Annotated in this window: 20 protein-coding genes; 15 read left to right on the top strand and 5 right to left on the bottom strand. The window is 59.7% G+C overall.

The genetic code is table 11. From position 1 onward, the window contains the following. The first annotated feature begins 14 nt into the window (after window positions 1–14). The 5 genes from EYD00_RS03635 to EYD00_RS03620 all read left to right on the top strand — a co-directional run bounded on the left by EYD00_RS03635 (window position 15) and on the right by EYD00_RS03620 (window position 5638). Window positions 15–1901 carry an ABCB family ABC transporter ATP-binding protein/permease gene (locus tag EYD00_RS03635; protein ID WP_004440995.1) on the top strand — a complete coding sequence of 629 codons (1887 nt, stop codon included), beginning with the start codon at window positions 15–17 and terminating at the stop codon, window positions 1899–1901. A 164-nt stretch (window positions 1902–2065) separates the two neighbouring features. Continuing rightward, entirely contained in the window at window positions 2066–2764 is a 699-nt protein-coding gene (locus EYD00_RS03630) for a phosphatidylserine decarboxylase (protein ID WP_004440992.1), read from the top strand. Window positions 2765–2788: 24 nt separating this feature from the next. After that, window positions 2789–3658 carry a CDP-diacylglycerol--serine O-phosphatidyltransferase gene (pssA, locus tag EYD00_RS03625; RefSeq protein WP_004440987.1) on the top strand — a complete coding sequence of 290 codons (870 nt, stop codon included), beginning with the start codon at window positions 2789–2791 and terminating at the stop codon, window positions 3656–3658. A gap of 169 nt (window positions 3659–3827) precedes the next feature. Further along, window positions 3828–3959: a hypothetical protein gene (locus EYD00_RS26155; protein WP_004440985.1), complete on the top strand. Its 132-nt coding sequence runs from the start codon at window positions 3828–3830 to the stop codon at window positions 3957–3959. Between the two features lie 386 nt (window positions 3960–4345). Then, window positions 4346–5638 (top strand): GGDEF domain-containing response regulator, encoded by a 1293-nt coding sequence (locus tag EYD00_RS03620; RefSeq protein WP_034496256.1) that lies wholly within the window; start codon window positions 4346–4348, stop codon window positions 5636–5638. Window positions 5639–5857: 219 nt separating this feature from the next. On the opposite strand, the gene EYD00_RS03615 is transcribed toward EYD00_RS03620, so the two are convergent. Further along, a complete protein-coding gene (locus tag EYD00_RS03615; protein WP_034495828.1) occupies window positions 5858–6619 on the bottom strand; it encodes an SOS response-associated peptidase in 762 nt (253 codons plus the stop codon). A gap of 10 nt (window positions 6620–6629) precedes the next feature. Beyond that, window positions 6630–6953, bottom strand: a complete 324-nt coding sequence (locus EYD00_RS03610) for a YnfA family protein (protein WP_004440978.1) — start codon at window positions 6951–6953, stop codon at window positions 6630–6632. Window positions 6954–7061: 108 nt separating this feature from the next. On the opposite strand from EYD00_RS03610, the gene EYD00_RS03605 reads away from it, so the two are divergent. The 9 genes from EYD00_RS03605 to EYD00_RS03565 all read left to right on the top strand — a co-directional run bounded on the left by EYD00_RS03605 (window position 7062) and on the right by EYD00_RS03565 (window position 12990). Next, window positions 7062–7478 (top strand): NUDIX hydrolase, encoded by a 417-nt coding sequence (locus tag EYD00_RS03605; protein WP_034495830.1) that lies wholly within the window; start codon window positions 7062–7064, stop codon window positions 7476–7478. 82 nt (window positions 7479–7560) lie between these two features. Next, window positions 7561–7995 (top strand): TIGR02301 family protein, encoded by a 435-nt coding sequence (locus tag EYD00_RS03600; RefSeq protein WP_034495832.1) that lies wholly within the window; start codon window positions 7561–7563, stop codon window positions 7993–7995. Between the two features lie 105 nt (window positions 7996–8100). Beyond that, a complete protein-coding gene (locus tag EYD00_RS03595; protein ID WP_003501987.1) occupies window positions 8101–8358 on the top strand; it encodes a hypothetical protein in 258 nt (85 codons plus the stop codon). Between the two features lie 14 nt (window positions 8359–8372). Further along, window positions 8373–9140, top strand: a complete 768-nt coding sequence (locus EYD00_RS03590; RefSeq protein WP_004440964.1) for a hypothetical protein — start codon at window positions 8373–8375, stop codon at window positions 9138–9140. Window positions 9141–9259: 119 nt separating this feature from the next. After that, window positions 9260–10108, top strand: coding sequence for a CAF17-like 4Fe-4S cluster assembly/insertion protein YgfZ (ygfZ, locus tag EYD00_RS03585; protein WP_004440961.1), 849 nt, complete (start codon window positions 9260–9262; stop codon window positions 10106–10108). Between the two features lie 2 nt (window positions 10109–10110). Next, window positions 10111–10734 (top strand): YfbR-like 5'-deoxynucleotidase, encoded by a 624-nt coding sequence (locus EYD00_RS03580; protein WP_004440959.1) that lies wholly within the window; start codon window positions 10111–10113, stop codon window positions 10732–10734. After that, entirely contained in the window at window positions 10731–11249 is a 519-nt protein-coding gene (locus tag EYD00_RS03575) for a tyrosine phosphatase family protein (RefSeq protein ID WP_004440958.1), read from the top strand. Before EYD00_RS03580 ends, EYD00_RS03575 begins: the two co-directional genes overlap by 4 nt. Before the next feature lie 75 nt (window positions 11250–11324). Further along, window positions 11325–12146 carry a mechanosensitive ion channel family protein gene (locus EYD00_RS03570; RefSeq protein ID WP_004440955.1) on the top strand — a complete coding sequence of 274 codons (822 nt, stop codon included), beginning with the start codon at window positions 11325–11327 and terminating at the stop codon, window positions 12144–12146. A 157-nt stretch (window positions 12147–12303) separates the two neighbouring features. Beyond that, entirely contained in the window at window positions 12304–12990 is a 687-nt protein-coding gene (locus tag EYD00_RS03565) for a ZinT family metal-binding protein (RefSeq protein WP_004440952.1), read from the top strand. Between the two features lie 184 nt (window positions 12991–13174). On the opposite strand, the gene EYD00_RS03560 is transcribed toward EYD00_RS03565, so the two are convergent. The 3 genes from EYD00_RS03560 to EYD00_RS03550 all read right to left on the bottom strand — a co-directional run bounded on the left by EYD00_RS03560 (window position 13175) and on the right by EYD00_RS03550 (window position 16071). Further along, the gene (locus EYD00_RS03560) at window positions 13175–13993 is read right to left on the bottom strand and encodes an ABC transporter permease (protein WP_004440949.1); all 819 of its coding nucleotides are present in this window, start codon (window positions 13991–13993) and stop codon (window positions 13175–13177) included. Continuing rightward, the gene (locus EYD00_RS03555) at window positions 13990–14778 is read right to left on the bottom strand and encodes an ABC transporter ATP-binding protein (protein WP_004440947.1); all 789 of its coding nucleotides are present in this window, start codon (window positions 14776–14778) and stop codon (window positions 13990–13992) included. The genes EYD00_RS03560 and EYD00_RS03555 overlap by 4 nt, the downstream gene beginning before the upstream one ends. Before the next feature lie 249 nt (window positions 14779–15027). Then, the gene (locus tag EYD00_RS03550; RefSeq protein ID WP_004440943.1) at window positions 15028–16071 is read right to left on the bottom strand and encodes an ABC transporter substrate-binding protein; all 1044 of its coding nucleotides are present in this window, start codon (window positions 16069–16071) and stop codon (window positions 15028–15030) included. 288 nt (window positions 16072–16359) lie between these two features. Here EYD00_RS03550 and EYD00_RS03545 point away from each other — a divergent pair, with 288 nt between their 5' ends. Then, window positions 16360–17919: a VOC family protein gene (locus tag EYD00_RS03545; protein WP_004440941.1), complete on the top strand. Its 1560-nt coding sequence runs from the start codon at window positions 16360–16362 to the stop codon at window positions 17917–17919. Window positions 17920–17997: the final 78 nt, after the last annotated feature.

The raw sequence follows: 17997 nt of genomic DNA, 5'->3' as shown, positions 1-17997 counted from the left end.
GCCCGGAGAGTATGATGGCCACGAAGAAAAAAACCATTTCTGCGGATTCCAGCAATCCCACACAGACGCTGATCAATCTCTGGCCATATATGTGGCCGGAGGGGCGGTGGGATCTGAAGATGCGGGTGGTCTGGGCCACCGTATACCTTGTTGTCGCCAAGCTGGTCCTCATCTCCGTCCCCTATTTCTTCAAATGGGCGACGGACGCGCTGAATGGCAGGCTCGATATGGCGGGGCTGGTCCCGGCCTTCCTGCTGGGCGCGGTCGCCCTTGTCATCGCCTATAATCTGACGCGGCTGATACAGGTCGGGCTTAACCAGCTGCGCGATTCGCTTTTCGCCAGCGTCGGTCAGCACGCGGTCCGCCAGCTGGCCTACAGAACATTCGTACACATGCACCGGCTTTCGCTGCGCTTCCATCTGGAGCGCAAGACCGGCGGGCTCTCGCGGGTTATCGAGCGTGGCACCAAGGGCATCGAGACCATTGTCCGCTTCACCATCCTCAACACCGCACCGACCTTCATCGAATTCCTGCTGACGGCAATCATCTTCTGGGCGTCCTACGGCTTTTCCTACGTTCTCGTCACGGTCATCACCGTCTGGGCCTATATCTGGTTCACTGTCCGGGCCAGCAACTGGCGAATCTCCATCCGCCGCGCGATGAACGACAGCGACACCGATGCCAATACCAAGGCAATCGACTCGCTGCTGAATTTCGAGACCGTCAAATATTTCGGCAATGAAGAGATGGAGGCGCAGCGCTTCGATGTCGCAATGGCGCGTTACGAAAAATCGGCGATCTCGATCTGGACCTCACTCGGCTGGCTGAACTTCGGCCAGGGTGTAATTTTCGGCCTTGGCTCCACCGTCATGATGGTGATGTCGGCGCTTGCCGTGCAGCGCGGCGAACAGACGATCGGTGATTTCGTCTTCATCAATGCACTTTTGCTGCAGCTTTCCGTGCCGCTCAATTTCATCGGTTTCGTCTATCGCGAAATCCGCCAGGGCCTCGCCGATATCGAGCAGATGTTCGAGCTTCTGGAAGTGGAAGCCGAGGTTACCGACAGGCCGGGTGCGACGCCGCTCGCCGCCGGTCCCGGCGCGATCTCGTTCCGCGACGTGCATTTTGCCTATGATGCCGAGAGACCGATCCTGAAGGGCATTTCCTTCGACGTGCCGGCGGGCAAGACAGTTGCCATTGTCGGGCCTTCGGGTGCAGGAAAATCAACGATCTCGCGGCTGCTCTACCGTTTCTACGATATCCAGGAAGGGGCGATCACGATTGACGGGCAGGATGTCCGCGACGTGACGCAAAAGAGCCTCCGTTCCGTCATCGGCATGGTTCCGCAGGATACGGTGCTTTTCAACGATACACTGGCCTACAATATCCGTTACGGTCGCCCTTCGGCGAATGACGAAGACATCACGGCGGCAGCGGATGCAGCCCAGATCAGCGCCTTCATCGGAAAGCTTCCGGATGGCTACGCCACCATGGTCGGGGAGCGCGGGCTGAAGCTCTCCGGTGGCGAAAAGCAGCGTGTGGCGATTGCCCGGACGATCCTCAAGGCACCGCCGATCCTGATCCTCGACGAGGCGACCTCGGCGCTCGATACGCATACGGAGCAGGAAATCCAGAGCGCGCTTGATATCGTTTCGAAAAACCGCACCACACTGGTCATCGCCCACCGGCTCTCGACGGTGATCGGCGCAGATGAAATCATCGTGCTGAAGGAAGGGCTGATCGCGGAGCGCGGCACGCACACATCCCTGATGGCCCAGAACGGTCTTTACGCCTCGATGTGGAGCCGCCAGCGCGAAGCTATCCGGGCCGAAGAGATGCTGCGCCATGTTCGCGAAACCGACGATCTCGGTGTCGTGGACCGTGGCGAACCAGCGCATTGAGGCGCATAAACGCCTGATAACGGCCCCCGCATGGCAAGGGGACCATTGCCGGGCGGTCCGTTTGGCTGTAACCAGCTAGGCAAAATTTGTCGCACGTCCGTATGGATCATGTCGTATCACGACCACATATAGACGCGACAGACAAAACCGGAGCAAGGAACCATATGAATCTGTTCGACACCATTCGCAACACCATCGTACCGATCCACAAGGAAGGTTATGTCTTCGTAGCCGCTTTCTTCGTGGCATCGCTGGTGCTCGGCTGGATCGCCGAACCGCTGTTCTGGGTCGGCCTGGTGCTGACGGCCTGGTGCGCCTATTTCTTCCGCGATCCCGAGCGCGTGACGCCGCAGGATGACGACCTGATCATCAGCCCCGCCGATGGCAGGGTTTCCGCCGTACAGACCGTCATCCCGCCGCTGGAACTGGAGCTGGGCAAGGAGCCGATGGTGCGTATCTCGGTGTTCATGAACGTCTTCAACTGCCACGTGAACCGTTCGCCGGTCCGCGGCCGCATCGTCAATGTTGCCTACCGTCCCGGCCTGTTTCTCAATGCCGAGGTGGACAAGGCTTCCGAGGACAATGAGCGCAACGGCCTCGTCATCGAAACGTCGCATGGCAAGGTCGGCGTGGTGCAGATCGCCGGCATGGTCGCTCGGCGCATCGTCTGCTGGGTCAAGCCAAACGAGCCCGTCGATGCCGGCGAGCGTTTCGGCCTTATCCGCTTCGGCTCGCGCCTTGACATCTTCCTCCCGGAAGGCTTCCAGCCGCGTGTATCCGTGGGTCAGACGGCAATCGCCGGCGAGACCGTGCTGGCAGAGTTCGGTTCCGCCAAGGGTCCGCTCCTCAGCCGCCGCGGCTGATGACGATCAGGAAAGACATGCGCCATGGAAACGCCGATCGCCGAACCGCCGCAGAACGGAAAACATGAGGGCAGAAAGGATAGCGGCCGCGGGCCGCGCCTGAGAGAAATTCCCTTTCGCCTGCTTGTTCCCAATCTCATCACCGTTCTGGCCATCTGCGCCGGCCTCAGCGGCGTGCGGCTGGCCATCGAAGGGCGTTTCGAACTCGCCGTTGGCATGGTGCTGCTCGCGGCCTTCCTCGACGGCATAGACGGGCGCATCGCCCGCATGATGAAAGCGACGTCCAAATTCGGCGAACAGATGGATAGTCTGGCCGATATCGTCAATTTCGGTGTCGCGCCCGCGCTGGTGGTCTATGCCTATCTTCTCGATCAGGCGCGGTCGATCGGCTGGATCGCCGCCCTCATCTATGTCATCGCCGCGGGTCTGCGCCTGGCGCGCTTCAACGTGATGATCGAACGGCCGGTCAAGGCGCCATGGCAGAACGAGTTTTTTGTCGGCGTCCCTGCCCCGATGGGTGCCATGCTGGTGCTGCTGCCGGTCTATCTCGGCTTCCTCGGCGTCGAGCCGGACAAGCCATTCGCTTATGTCGCTGCCGCCTATACCGTGCTGATCGGTTATCTCCTTATCAGCCGCCTCCCGGTCTGGTCGGGAAAATCAGGCACAAGCCGTATCCGCCGCGATCTCGTGCTGCCGATGATCCTCGTCGTCGTTCTCTATGTGGCCATGCTGATGAGCTTCACCTGGGAGGTGCTGGTTCTCACCGTTGCCGCCTATCTCGTCTTCATTCCCATCAGCGCGCGGCTCTGGCACCGCCGCTACGGTACGCTTACGATCGAAGAGGACGCGCATGACGACGGAAATGGCGGCAATGGCCTCGATCGCAGCATTTAAAACCGCAGGTATCATTTTTCTTGCTTCACCTATCTGCGCCGTGGCGCAAAATGTCGCACCCTGAACGGCCGGCTTCGCGTTTTCCGCCTCGAATCCGTCAAGATTAGCCGCGAAAGAAGGGGCTCACACGCATCGCAACGGCGTTTGGCGTGAATTGTGGAGAGAGAAAATGACGAACGAGACGAAGGCACAGCCGCAGGCAAAGCCGGACCTCAAAAGCCACTACCGCCCGCTCGGACTGAAGGCCGTCGCGGCCGCAGCGCTGATGTTGAAGCGCAAGCCCGCAGCCAAAACCGCTTGAAAATAAACGATTTTTCTTAAATCGGACAGGTCGGCGCCTGATAGGTCAGCTGACCGAAGACGGTCAATCCGGGATAACCGAGCACAACACGGCGCTATGAATGGCGCCGTTTTCTTTTGCTACCGTCATGCGCCATTCCGGCCAGGACCATGGAGCCGATCCGTTATAGTGTAACGTGACTGCAACAAAACCATGCTAAAGTATTCGACTTCCACGAGACGACTGTACGGACAGTCTCGCATCAATTACTGAGAAATTACAAATTTTCTACTTTAGAGATTCATTCCTCTGCGGTTACCAAGATTTTCAATACCGTGACGTGCGGTGGCGAAAGAATGAAGTTTCGTGGAGACATCATGAAGACGGCCATGGGGGGCTTGGGCGGCATGCAGGATAAAATCCTTCTGATTGAAGATTCCGTTGCTCTGTCCATGCTGCTGAAGACGCGCCTTTCGGAAGAGACGCAGGCCGAGGTGATCCACTGCGACAGCATGGCCGCGGCCGATACCCTGCTGCGCGCTCATGATTTCACGCTGGCGCTGACGGGTCTCAATCTTCCCGACGCTCCGAAGGGTGAAATTCTGGCGCTGCTCTCCGAACGCAAAGTGCCCGCCATCGTCTTCACCGCGACAGTGGATGAGGAGGCCCGCAAGCGTTATGCCGAGAAGAAGATCATCGACTATATCGTCAAGGACGGTCACCGCACCGTCGACGCGGTGGTCAAAACTGTCGACAGGATTCTGACCAACAGACAGTTTTCCGTTCTGGTGGTCGATGATGCGCGGACCGCGCGCTCCGGCCTCGTGGAAATTCTGGAACGGCAGAACTTCAAGGTCAGCGAGGCGCATTCGGGCAATCGCGCGCTGGAAATCCTGGCGCAGGACCCGTCCATCCAGCTCGTCATCACCGATTATCACATGCCCGATATGGACGGTTACGAACTTACGCGCCGCATTCGCGACAGCCGCTCCTCGGAGGATCTGCGCGTGATCGGCATATCATCCTCCACGGACCGGCTGCTTTCAGCAAGCTTCCTGAAGGCGGGCGCGTCGGATTTCGTCTATCGCCCCTTCGTGCCGGAAGAGTTGCAGTGCCGTATCGACAACAACATAGAAACGCTGAAACAGCTCAAGCGCCTGCGCGAACTGGCCGAGCGCGATCATCTGACAGGCTTGCCAAACCGCCGCTCCTTTTTCGAGCGCACCCGTGCGCTCATGGACGTTATCAATGACAATGACGAAAATGGCGCCGTCGCCATCCTCGACATCGATCACTTCAAGAAGATCAACGACACGCTGGGGCACGATGCGGGCGACCGGGCTCTAAAAAAGCTGGCGGAGCTTCTGCACGACAAGTGCGACGCGCACCGCCATATCCCCGCCCGTCTGGGCGGCGAGGAATTCGCGGTCTTCCTGCGTGGCCTGGATGCCCACGCCGCCTATGCGTTCTGCGAAGAATTGCGCGCCCATGTGGAAAAAAGCGGCCGACAATTGAGCGGCAGCAGCCTCGCACTGACGATCTCGCTCGGCGTCGTAGAGATCGAGAAGGGCGAGCCCTTCGACAACCAGTTGAATGCCGCCGATCAGCTGCTCTATCTCGCCAAGGCGAACGGCCGCAACCGCGTCTATTCCGATATCATGATCCAGGAAGGTTTGCAGAAGATCGGGCGGAACGGCTGAGTTTCTTCCGGAACTGAGGCATGGGGAGCCAGCGGATGAGGCTTGTTTCTTCTCCCCGCCGGGGAGAAGCCCGTGGCAGCGGGATGAGGGGCAAGCCCACCGTATATCTCTGCCGTAGCCCCCTCATCCGACCCTTCGGCCACCTTCTCCCCCTCGGGGAGAAGAATTGGCGGCAATGTCAGAGCTTAGATAACCAGCCTCACACGCTGCGCAAAGACGTCAAAACAGCGACATCTGCCCCTCGTCCTTCGCCGGTTTGATCTTTGCCAGCGGCACGCTTTCCGGCACTGGCTCGATGAGATCGGCGCCGACATTGGCGACCTTGTTGACCTTGTCCGAGACGGGAATCATCTCAAAGAAATCATCCTGAACCGGCCGCATCAGATCGGCGACCTCGCGTGGTTCCTGGGTCTTGCAATCGAGCCAACGGCTGAAATCCTCAGGCGCGATGACAACGGGCACGCGGTCGTGAATGCGCCCGATGGCGGCATTGGCGGCCGTGGTGAGGATAACGCCGGTATCGACCTCCGAACCATCGGCCGAAGACCATGTCTCCATGAGACCGGCGAAGGCGACGATGCCGCCTTTCTTCGGGCGAATGAAATAGGGCAGGGGTTTGCCGCCCTCTTCCTTCGGCGGACGTCGCCATTCATAAAAGCCGGTCGCAGGCACGAGCACACGGCGATGGCGCATGGCGGCGCGGAAGGAGGCCTTGCCGATTGCCGTTTCCGAACGCGCGTTGATGAGCAGCGGAAAATCCTTCGGGTCCTTGACCCATCCGGGCAGGAAACCCCACCGAACCAGCACTGCCCGGCGATTGGGCAGGTTGCTGCCGCGCTCCTGCCGTTCACCCTCCATGACAATCAATATCGGCTGCGTGGGCGCGATATTGAAGCGGGCGGGGAAATCCTCTAGCCCGATCAGGTCAAGATAATCGGCAATCTCTTCCGGCGTCGCTTTCAGGACGAAACGTCCGCACATATGTTTCTCCTCAACCCCGCGGCCCGAACAGGATGATGGTGGCCCCTGCGAGACAAACGGCACCGCCGGCGATATCCCATTTGTCCGGCGCGTGGCCCTCGACCCCCCAGAGCCACAAAAGGGAAGCGGCGATATAGATGCCGCCATAAGCGGCATACGCCCTGCCTGCGGCCTCCGCTGGCACCACCGTCAGGAGCCAGGCAAAAGCGGCCAGCGACAACATGCCCGGCAACAATATCCACGCCGTTCTGCCAAGTTTCAGCCAGGCCCAGAAGGAAAAACAGCCGGCAATTTCGGCAAGAGCCGCCAACGCATAGATAAGATAGATCTTCATTCCACCGTCTTCTGCCTGCACAATCGAACCGATTCTGGACTATAACATCGGCGCAGAAACCGGAATCGATTTTTCCAGACCGTCCGACCGAGACACGCGAAACCTTACATGACCGTTCGTATCAAGCCCCGCCTCGCCTCCTCCACCATCGTCAGAAATGGCGACCGGCTTTTGCTCGTGCGCCGCATCAATCCCCCGTCGAAGGACATGTTCGCCTTTCCCGGCGGCCGGGCCGAGGAAGGCGAAACGCCGGCCGAGACGGCGCTACGTGAACTGCACGAGGAAACCGGCATTGTCGCACGCGATCCGCAACTTTTCGCGACCTACGATCTTCCCACGCACGATGCAAATGGGACCCTGACGAGCCATTTTTTGCTCTCCGTCTTCACCGTGGAAACGGATGCCGATCCGCTTGTGACCGTCGGCGATGACGCAGCGGACGCAGGCTGGTACACGCTTGCGGAAATCCGCCGAATGCCGGCCCCGGAAAGCGTGGTGGAATGCGCCGAGCGGCTGCTAGCATGATTGCCAGCAGGGCAGAATCGCGATTATCTAGACCCGTCCGCCCGCCGGATGTTCACGAGTATGTGTGGGGCAGAATAAAATTTTGATACGACCAACCATTTTCCTGTCTCTTTTCCTGACCATGCTGCCGACCGGGCAAAACGGCGCCGTTTACGCGCAGCCTTCCAAGGCAGCATCCGAGGCACGTCCTGCGGACACGGCACCTCCCAAACCCGCGCCCTATGACGACAAGCTGGCACGGCTGTCGGAAATATTGGGTGCGGTGCAATATCTGAGAACGCTGTGCCCTTCTTCCGGACCGGAGGACTGGCGCAAATCGATGGGCGACCTTCTGGCTGCGGACACGGCCAACGAACCTGAACGACGTCAGCGCATGACGGCTGCATTCAACCGTGGATACCGCTCCTTTGCGGCCATTCACACCAGTTGCACACGCGCCGCCATCATGGCAGAAGAGAACTACCGTAACGAAGGGGCAACACTCGCTCAGGAAATCGCGTCCAGGTTCGGAAATTAGAGGATTATTAACCTCTTTTCGCCGCAGCCCGTGCCGTTTTGATAAAAGGCTGCTAGTGTTGTTAACAGGGTGGTAAGGACTTGCCCGCCCTGTCGAGGATGAAAAATGCAGACAAGCCGTAACGAAATCGACGATATGATCGTGCATGAAAAGATGCAGGTCGCTCTGGAACACCAGAACGAGGCATGGGCTGACGGCATGGCCGACGGCATCGAGCCGGAGATCATCGCCGATGCTGCAATCGCTCTGGCCATGCGCGAAACCATCCGGATCCACGGCGAGGCTGGCGCGGAAGCAATGCTGGAATCGCTGCGTCAGCGCATGCTTCAAGGCGAATTTTCTCCGCAGCGGGTGATACAGTAAAGCCGGGGTCTATCATGTCTTGCCTGAGCAAGGGGCTTTTGCGCTCTTCCGCCCTGCTATCCATCGTGCTCGCTCTGACCGCCGGGTCGATTGGCCTGCCGGGCCAAGCCTTTGCGCTTTCCGAGCTGAAGCCGGCCCAGAACAACGAAGGCGAGCCACAGGCTCAGAAGGGCGAACAGCCTGAGCAGACCGCGCCCGCCGAGCCGGACGAAATCGAGGGCGATTCGGAAGGCATTCCCCTGCCCGACCCTCTGGTCGACCGATCTGCCGCGCAGACGAACCAGCAATCGTCCAAGCCGGACAATACCCCCGAAATGTCAGTGGTCATCGAACACGATATTTCCAAGGCACCGGAAGCCGTACGCAAGCTGCGCCAACAGATCATCGACGCGGCAGCGACGGGCGATATTGAAAAGTTGCGGCCATTCATCGCTGCCGGCCAGAAAGAGTTCCGTATCGACGGCAATGACGGCGAAGACCCGATCGCAGCACTGAAAAGCTATTCAGGAGATACCGACGGGCTGGAAGTGCTGGCGATCATCATCGACCTCCTGTCGACCGGTTACGCCCATATTGATGCCGGCACGCCGGACGAAGCCTATGTTTTCCCCTATTTCGCCGGAAAGCCGCTCAATACGCTGACACCGCCGGAAAAAGTGGAACTGCTGCGCATCATCACTGCCGGCGACCTTGCGGATATGCAGGAATACGGCAATTACAGCTTCTATCGCATCGGCATCTCGCCTGATGGCAAGTGGAAGTTCTTTACCGCCGGCGATTGATCCTATCCCGGCGCTTGCCGTTCTTTTGCAAAAATCCTAACTGTGCGGAATGAGCGTCCGGCACCGGTACATGTGCTGTTGCCCAGACGCATAGTCTCGACGAACCGAACGGTGACGCCATGCCTTCCGCTTTTCTTGCCGACCGCCGCCTGATCCGGGTTTCCGGCACCGGCGCCGAGGAGTTTCTGAACAATCTCATTACCACCGATGTGGAGCATCTGCCTGAAGGGGAAGCCCGCGCCTGCGCCCTTCTGACCCCTCAGGGCAAGATCCTGTTCGATTTCCTCATCGCGCGCGACGGAACGGACTATCTCATCGAGATCACCGCTTCCGAACAGGAAGCGCTGTTGCGCCGCCTGACGATGTACAAGCTGCGCGCTCCCGTCGATCTGAAAGCGGAAGCCGCCGAAGGTGTGAGCGTTTTCTGGGAGGAACAGGCACCTCAGCCTGCGTTAAGGGACGGCCGTTTCGCCAAGGCGGGTCTCGATCTATTCCGCATTCCGGGCGCAACTGCCGCTGGCGACGCAGCCGTCTATGATGTGCTGCGTGTCGAATACGGCATTGCCGAAGCTGGCCGCGACTATGCGCTGCAGGATGCTTTTCCGCATGACGTGCTGATGGATGTGAACGACGGGGTGTCATTCAAGAAGGGCTGCTTTGTCGGCCAGGAAGTTGTATCGCGCATGAAACATCGCGGTACGGCAAGGCGGCGTGTTGTCCTTGTTTCAGCGCAGGACGCCCTCCCCGGCAGCGGCGTGGACATTACCGCACAGGGCAAATCCGTCGGTACGCTCGGCACCGTCTGCGGCAACAAGGCACTCGCCATCGCGCGCATCGACCGCATTGCCGCGGCGCTCGCGTCCGGCACGCCGCTTCTCGCGGAAACTGTTCCCGTCGCCGTTGCCCTGCCCGCCTGGAGCGGTCTTTCCTTCCCGGCGGCCGATCCGGCGGCACAGGCGGAGGAATAGAGGTGGCCTCCGTCAAAGGCCCGCGCGCCTGGCAGCGCATGCTGTCCGGACGGCGGCTCGATCTGCTCGACCCTTCGCCGCTCGACGTGGAAATCGCCGATATTGCCCATGGGCTTGCCCGCGTTGCCCGCTGGAACGGCCAGACGCGTGGCGACCACGCCTTTTCAGTCGCTCAGCACTGCCTCATCGTCGAGACGATCTTCTGCCGCATGTGCACGGCCGCGACCGCCGATGAAATGCAGATGGCGCTTCTGCACGATGCGCCGGAATATGTGATCGGCGACATGATCTCTCCGTTCAAATCCGTGGTCGGCGGCGGTTACAAGACTGTAGAAAAGCGGCTTGAGGCCGCCGTGCATCTGCGCTTCGGCCTGCCGCCGCATGCATCGCGCGAGTTGAAGGACCGCATCAAGAAGGCCGACACGGTCGCCGCCTTTTTCGAGGCGACGGAGCTTGCCGGTTTTTCCACGGCCGAGGCGCAAAAATTTTTCGGCCTGCCACGCGGTATTACCCGCGACATGTTCGACATCACGCCGCTTCCCTCCACGGAAGCGCAAAAGCTGTTCATCCAGCGTTTTGAGGCCATCGAGGCCATGCGCGGGACGAACCCCGGGGGTGCCAAATGACGGCCATCGTGGTTTCACCGCTCGGACGGATCGCGGAAATGGCCGTGAAGCACAAGGCCCGGGAAATGGTGACATTGATCGCCAGGGAGCAGACATTTCACCGCCCCGCGGTCATTGCCGCCGAACGGCATCTGACGCTTGCGATGAACGACATCTCCTTCAAGGGCACCGGCAATCTTATCGCCCCTGACGATGCGCATGTGCTGAAGCTCATCGAGTTCGCGCATGAATGGGATCAGACGGCCCCGTTGCTTATCCATTGCTGGATGGGCGTTTCGCGCTCGCCTGCGGCTGCCGTCATCGCCGCGCTCAGTCTTTACCCTGATCAGGATGAGACTGAACTTGCGCTGCGTCTGCGCGCCGCCTCGCCCTATGCCACTCCGAATGCCCGCATCATCGCCATCGGCGACCGGCTGCTCGGCCGGAAGGGTCGTCTGGAGGCGGCTATCAAGGCGATTGGCAGGGGCGCGGACACAGATGGCAATGTGCCTTTCGTGCTGCCACTTCGCAGTTGACAACCCTTTTGGCGGAACCCCTTCGGAACGCAGTCGTTACCAACCCTGAACGCAAATAAAATCACGGGACGATTCATGGAACAACAGGCAACGGATATCATTGTCGCATCGCAAGCGGCCGTAAGACAGGCGAGCGCACTGGCGGTGCAATATTCCTTTTCGGTGATCGGTGCACTTCTGCTGTTAATCGTCGGCTGGCTGGCCGCTGCCTTTCTTCAACGCTGGGCCTTTCAGGGCCTGTCGCGCATTCGCGGCTTCGATGCGACGCTCGCCGGATTCTTCGCGGGCGCCATTCGTTATGTCGTCCTCATTCTCGTCATCGTGATGGTGCTGGGCCAATTCGGGGTGCAGACGGCCTCCATTCTGGCGGCCCTCGGCGCCGCCGGTCTTGCCATTGGCCTCGCGCTGCAGGGAACGCTGCAGAACATTGCCGCCGGCATCATGCTGCTGGTGCTGCGTCCCTTCCGGGTCGGGGAATATATCGAAACCAGCAGCGTCAGCGGGACGATCATCGAGATCGGGCTGTTTGCGACCGAGCTGAAGACCAGCGACGGCCTTTACCGTCTGGCGCCCAACTCGACGCTCTGGAACGTGCCGATCACCAATTTCAGCCGCTTTCCTTCTCGCCGTCACGAATTGAGCCTGACGGTGAAAAACGATGAGAATCTCGCCGCTGCGCAGGACATGCTGATGAATGTCGTACGCTCGGAAAGCCGGGTGCTGCTTGACCCAGCCCCTGTCACCTTTGTCGATTCTGTGAGCGCCGACAGCGCCACCGTCAAGTTGCGTTACTGGGTGCGTAGCGACAGCTATTTCGCGACGACCCGCGATGTGACGAAAGCGATGAAACTCGCGTTCGACGAGCGTAAGGCGGAAGTGAGCGCACAGCCGGCCTGAGACGTCACCCCCATTTTGCTGCAAGCGCGATGGCTGCAAGAGCCGTCGCGCTTTTTCGCTGCCTCGCCCTGTAGCGCACTTGCATCCGGCTGATGCGATCTCTATAGCTTCATACGTAATGTTATTACGTAACTTGTCTTAGGAGAGAGCCGAAACAATGCAGAAGACAATCACCCGCCTCACCGGCGCTGTCGCACTTGGTTCCATGCTGTTGGCGGCGACCACGGCAATGGCTGCCGGTGGCGACAAATCCGCAGCCCACAGCCATGAGCACGGGCACGATCACGGCCATCAGATGACCGAAGCTGAAAAGCAGATCTACAAGGGTTATTTCGAGGATGCCCAGGTGAAACCACGCACACTTTCCGATTGGGAAGGCGACTGGCAATCCGTTTATCCCTACCTGCTGAACGGCTCGCTCGATCCCGTCATGGCGGAAAAGGCGGCTCATGGCGACAAGACGGCCGCCGAATACCGCGCCTATTACGAGGTCGGCTACAAGACCGACGTGAACCGTATCGTCATCAAGAGCGACAGCGTGGCGTTTTATAAAGATGGCAAACCCGCTGAAGGCACCTATGTCAGCGACGGCCACGAAATCCTGACCTACAAGAAGGGCAATCGTGGGGTCCGCTACATCTTCAAGAAAACCGGCGGCGATGAGGCCGCACCGCAATTCATCCAGTTCAGCGATCACTCCATCGCCCCGGTCAAGGCGGGCCATTACCATCTCTATTGGGGCAACGACCGCAAGGCATTGCTGGACGAAGTGACCAATTGGCCAACGTATTATCCGTTCCTGATGGACGGCGCCGATATCGTCAAGGAAATGGCGGCGCATTGAGCTATAGCAGGCTCGCGGCTTTCCGGAGCGTGAGGAATGCCGAGCAAGCAAGTCTTTCGCCTTCTCCCCGCCGGGGAGAAGGTCGCGGCAGCGGGTTGAGGGGGCAAGCTCTCCGCATATCTCTGCCTTCGCCCCCTGATCTGGCCCTTCGGGCCACCGTCTCCCCGGCGGGGAAAAGAAAGACTCACTGCCCCATGGTGGAGCGATGCGCCCAGCCCGTCATGCGCTTTTCGAGCCAGGCCATGATGGCATACATGGCGATGCCTTCCACCGCGAGCATCAGCAGGCCGGCAAAGACCAGCGGCACATTGAACTGGCTCTGCGCCGAACTCATCATGTTGCCGAGGCCATAATTGGAGGCGACGGTTTCCGAGACGACCGAGCCGACGAAGGCGAGCGTGATGGCGATTTTGAGCGAGCCGAAGAAATAGGGCATGGACCGCGGAATACCGACCTTCAACATGATGTCCATCTTCTTGGCACCGAGTGCCCGCAGCACGTCTTCGGTTTCCGGCTCAATGGTGGCAAGCCCGGTCGCCACATTAACGACGATCGGGAAGAAGGAGATCAAAAAGGCGGTCAGAACGGCGGGAACCGTGCCGATGCCGAACCAGATGACGAGGATGGGCACCAGCGCCACCTTGGGGATGGCGTTGAAACCGATCATCAGCGGATAAAGCCCGGCATAGATGGTTTTCGACCAGCCAATGAACAGGCCAATAGCAAGACCGGCGACCACGGCAAGGGCAAAGCCCAGTGTCGTCGTATAAAGCGTCTGCAGCGAGTTTTTCCAGATCGGCGACCAATATTGCATGATGGCCTGGCCCACCCTTACCGGGGATGGCAGGATCGTGGGCGGCATTTTCAGCGCATGGACGAGCAGTTCCCACACCACGAAGAGCGCCAGCGTATAAAGCCAGGGAGCGGCTTTCACCCAGTTGACGCGGGCGATCAGCGGCTTCGGCGGTTCGGCCGCCACGGTGCTTTCCACGATCGCGCTCATGCCGCCACCCTCGCCTGCGCGATTTCGCCATGCAGTTCCTGCACCATGTCGTTAAAACCCTTGTCATACATGATGTCGAGCTGGCGCGGGCGTGCAAATGGCACGCGGTGTTCGGCGAGCACCCGGCCCGGCCTCGCACTCATCACGAAAATCTTGTCGGCCAGAAATGTCGCCTCGCGCAGATCGTGGGTCACCAGGATGATAGTGACGCGCTGCGCGGCGTGCAGGTCGCGTATGACGCACCACAATTCCTCGCGGGTGAAAGCATCGAGCGCACCGAAAGGTTCGTCCAGCATCAGCAGTTCCGGTTCGTGAATCAGCGCACGGCAAAGATTGGCGCGCTGCTGCATGCCGCCGGAAAGCTGCCACGGATACTTCGAGCCAAAACCTTTCAGGCCGACGATTTCCAGAAGGCGCTCGGCTTTCGCAACATATTCCGCCTTGTGGGCGCGCAGGCGACGGCGATGTTTTTCGACGATCTCCAGTGGCAGCAGGATATTTTCGAGCGTCGTGCGCCAGGGCAGCATCGTCGGGTTCTGAAACGCCATGCCGACAATGGAAACCGGCTCCGTGACCTGCCGTCCGGCGACGATGACATTGCCCTTCTGCGGAATATGCAGCCCCGTCACCAGTTTCATCAGGGTCGACTTACCGCAGCCAGACGGGCCGACCACGGCCGCGAATTCACCCTTGTCGACCGTCAGGTTCAAGCCGGAGACGGCCAGCGTGCCGGCCGACCCGCCGTAGCGCATGTCGACATTATCTATTTCCACGAGATGTGACATCGCGATCCCCATTTTCAGGCTGGAACGGGCGCTTATGGCCTTCGTTACTCCCGCCGCAATTCCCTAGGCTGCCGGCCATACCCGGCGTTGCCGCTTGTTTCTTCTCCCCGAGGGGGGAGAAGGTGGCCCGAAGGGTCGGATGAGGGGGGAAACGTCAGCGGTAGACCGAGAGCTTGCTCCCTCATCCCGCTACCGCGGACTTCTCCCCGGCGGGGAGAAGAAACCTGCGGCACCCGCTCATTTTACCCATCAGGGAAGCATGCGTTCTGCCTTGGCCGGCAGGTAGGTCGCGTCGAACACCTGCTCCGCCTTGACGTTGCCCTTCAGGCCCATGGACACCTTGAGCGTCTCCAGCGAGGCGGCAAGCCGGCTTGGCTCGACGCCGCCCATACCGTTTTCCACCACATAGGGCGTCTTGATGTTCATGCTGTTGGCCATGTTCAGGCGTTCGAGTTCGATGGCACTGTCGAGCGTTTCGTTGCGCTTGAGAACAGCAGCCACGCCCTCTTCGGGGTTCTTGACGGAATCAGCAAAACCCTTCGCCAGCGCTTTCAGGAAACCTTTCACCGCTTCAGGGTTTTTCTCAGCGAAATCAGTGTTTACCAGCACTGCATTGCCATAGAGATTCAAGCCGTGCTCGGCCATCAGAATGGTCGAGATATCATCGTCACCGATGCCCTGCTTCTTGAGATTGAGGATCACCGAAAAGGCAAAACCGAAAACCGCATCGACATCACCCTTGGCGAGCATCGGCTCACGCACCGGGAAACCGATCGATTCGATCTTGATCTTGCCGTCATCGAGACCGGCGACCTGCTTGAAAGCCGGCCATTGCGCAAAAGCGCCATCCGGCGGCGGCGCGCCGAGCTTCTTGCCTTCCAGCGATTTCGGATCGCCGGTGACGCCAAGCGACTTGCGGCCAACAACGGCGAAAGTGGGCCGCTCATAAACCATATAGACGGCCTTGACCTTCTGGCTTGGATCCTCATCGAGGAATTTCATCACCGAGTTGATGTCGCCGAAACCCATCTGGTAGGCGCCGGTCGCGACACGCGGAATGGCTTCGACCGAGCCGTTGCCGCTGTCGATGGTGACGTCGAGGCCCTCGGCCTTGAAGTACCCCTTGTCGAGTGCCAGCAGGAAACCGGCGGCCGGACCTTCGAACTTCCAGTCGAGCGTGAATTTCACCGGCGTTTCTGCCCGCGCCTCCCCCGCTGGCAGCGAAAAGCCGGCGGATACACCGATGGCGGTAATGGCCAGAGCTCTGGTCAACAACCTGCGCGTTAAAATCATCTGTTCCCCCTGATGGTTTTGTTGGATTGGTTGCATAAGACCCAATTCCGACCTCCAAGGCAAGATAAAATTGCATACAAAATAGCCGTTATTTTGTATGCTTATTTTATATGCACAATTATTCGCGAGCCAGGCAAAAAGCCGGCATTCTGCCCATCGCGCATGCAACGAAGCGAGAGCAGTATCGTTCACGCAGAGAACACAGCGTTCTCATTTGCCGGGGTTGCGGATCAGGGGCAGCGTGAGACAAATAGGCCACGAACAGCAGGCGGCTACAGCGGGGGCAAGATGAATTCTGCACTGGGCATACACCACATCACGATGATCACCCGAAAGGTGCAGGCGAATGTGGATTTTTACGCCGGCTTTCTGGGCTTGCGGCTGGCCAAACGCACGGCGGGCTTCGAAGACGCCATGCAGCTTCATCTGCTCTATGGCGATGATATCGCCTCGCCCGGTTCCCTGCTGACTTTTCTGGTGTGGGAGGACGGTGGCCAAGGCCGCGTGGGTTACGGCCAGACGCTGGAAATTTCCGTGGCGATCGATCCTGCCGCCATCGGCTTCTGGCTGACGCGGGCGCTGAGATTCGGCATCCGGGCGGAAGGTCCCTCCGACGAATTCGGCGAGCCCGTCATTCGGCTGAAAGACCCTGACGGCCTGATCGTCAAGCTGGTCGGCACTCAGGCCTTTGACGACGCCACGCCGCGCATGACGAAAGACATTTCCGAAGAGGACGCCATTCGCCGCATCTACGGTGCAACCGTGCTGAGCGAAGTGCCGGAAGAAACCGTGGCTTTTCTCGAAAAACACTTCGGATACAGGCAGGTAAGCCAGACGGGCGCAATTCGCCGGCTCGTTTCCGATAGCGGCGACATTATCGATGTGCGCGACGCCACGGGCTTCTGGTCCAGCGCGCCGGGCACCGGCACGGTTGATCACATAGCCTTCCGCGCAAAAGACATGGATGAGTTGAACTCGGTTCTAACCGGGCTGAAATCACTGAATTCCAGCACCACCAACGCCCATGACCGTAAATATTTCCATTCGCTCTACGTCCGCGAACCGGGCGGGGTATTGATCGAAATGGCGACCGACGGGCCGGGTATGACGGTGGACGAACCGCTGGAATCGCTCGGCGAAAAACTGTTCATCCCGCCGCTCTTCATGAAGGATGAGGCGGATGTGCGTGTCGCCCTGCCGCAATTTGCGATGCCTGGCGAAGAGCGCATCGTCTATCGCGACCTGCCCTTCGTACACCGTTTCTACACGCCCGAAGAGCCTGATGGCAGCACCATGATTCTGCTGCACGGTTCCGGCGGAAGTGAAACAAGCCTGATGCCGCTGGCGCACCGGGCAGCACCGGGCGCGACGCTTCTCGGCGTCCGCGGCCGCAGTACGGAAGAAGGGATTGCCCGGTGGTTCCGGCGTTATCCCGATTTCAGCTTCGACCAGAAGGATATCGTCTCGGAAGCGGAAGCCTTCGCCGCATTCGTGGAAGGGGCAATCCGCTCCTATGGGCTCGATCGTTCGAAACTGCGGTTTATCGGCCATTCCAATGGGGCAAACTTCTATGCGGCCTTTGCCGCGCTTTATCCGGAGCTTGCCGGGGACGCCCTGCTGTACCGCCCAATGCCTGTTCTCGAAACATGGCCGGAAAGTGATCTTTCCGGCCGCAGCTTCCTGCTTGTTGCGGGAGAACGCGACAAATACCGCGACGGGGCGAGCGTGTTGCGGGACAGGCTTGCGGCAAACGGCGCAAGGGTTGAGGTGGAAACGCTGGAAGATGGGCACGAACTCGGGCTCACGGATATCGAAGTGGCGCGGCGCTGGCTGGCGTATGTTCCCTGATTTTCGGGGGATGCGCATGAGGCGAGCGGATGCCGCCCATTTCTTCTCGCCGAGGGGAGAAAGTGGTCTGAAGGGTCG

The organism is Agrobacterium sp. 33MFTa1.1 (genome assembly GCF_004328495.1).
In the GTDB taxonomy this organism is placed as follows: Bacteria; Pseudomonadota; Alphaproteobacteria; order Rhizobiales; family Rhizobiaceae; genus Agrobacterium; species Agrobacterium pusense.
This window is presented reverse-complemented; position numbering and strand designations above follow the sequence as displayed.

Bases quoted from the DNA above. Each gene is read 5' to 3' on its own strand.
- EYD00_RS03610 (WP_004440978.1), bottom strand. From the start codon at position 6,953: ATGAAGATCTATCTTATCTATGCGTTGGCGGCTCTTGCCGAAATTGCC.
- EYD00_RS03620 (WP_034496256.1), top strand. From the start codon at position 4,346: ATGCAGGATAAAATCCTTCTGATTGAAGATTCCGTTGCTCTGTCCATG.
- EYD00_RS03565 (WP_004440952.1), top strand. From the start codon at position 12,304: ATGCAGAAGACAATCACCCGCCTCACCGGCGCTGTCGCACTTGGTTCC.
- EYD00_RS03615 (WP_034495828.1), bottom strand. From the start codon at position 6,619: ATGTGCGGACGTTTCGTCCTGAAAGCGACGCCGGAAGAGATTGCCGAT.
- EYD00_RS03595 (WP_003501987.1), top strand. From the start codon at position 8,101: ATGCAGACAAGCCGTAACGAAATCGACGATATGATCGTGCATGAAAAG.
- EYD00_RS03570 (WP_004440955.1), top strand. From the start codon at position 11,325: ATGGAACAACAGGCAACGGATATCATTGTCGCATCGCAAGCGGCCGTA.
- EYD00_RS03575 (WP_004440958.1), top strand. From the start codon at position 10,731: ATGACGGCCATCGTGGTTTCACCGCTCGGACGGATCGCGGAAATGGCC.
- EYD00_RS03635 (WP_004440995.1), top strand. From the start codon at position 15: ATGGCCACGAAGAAAAAAACCATTTCTGCGGATTCCAGCAATCCCACA.
- EYD00_RS03560 (WP_004440949.1), bottom strand. From the start codon at position 13,993: ATGAGCGCGATCGTGGAAAGCACCGTGGCGGCCGAACCGCCGAAGCCG.
- pssA (WP_004440987.1), top strand. From the start codon at position 2,789: ATGGAAACGCCGATCGCCGAACCGCCGCAGAACGGAAAACATGAGGGC.
- EYD00_RS03590 (WP_004440964.1), top strand. From the start codon at position 8,373: ATGTCTTGCCTGAGCAAGGGGCTTTTGCGCTCTTCCGCCCTGCTATCC.
- EYD00_RS03630 (WP_004440992.1), top strand. From the start codon at position 2,066: ATGAATCTGTTCGACACCATTCGCAACACCATCGTACCGATCCACAAG.
- EYD00_RS03550 (WP_004440943.1), bottom strand. From the start codon at position 16,071: ATGATTTTAACGCGCAGGTTGTTGACCAGAGCTCTGGCCATTACCGCC.
- EYD00_RS03555 (WP_004440947.1), bottom strand. From the start codon at position 14,778: ATGTCACATCTCGTGGAAATAGATAATGTCGACATGCGCTACGGCGGG.
- EYD00_RS26155 (WP_004440985.1), top strand. From the start codon at position 3,828: ATGACGAACGAGACGAAGGCACAGCCGCAGGCAAAGCCGGACCTCAAA.
- EYD00_RS03545 (WP_004440941.1), top strand. From the start codon at position 16,360: ATGAATTCTGCACTGGGCATACACCACATCACGATGATCACCCGAAAG.
- EYD00_RS03605 (WP_034495830.1), top strand. From the start codon at position 7,062: ATGACCGTTCGTATCAAGCCCCGCCTCGCCTCCTCCACCATCGTCAGA.
- ygfZ (WP_004440961.1), top strand. From the start codon at position 9,260: ATGCCTTCCGCTTTTCTTGCCGACCGCCGCCTGATCCGGGTTTCCGGC.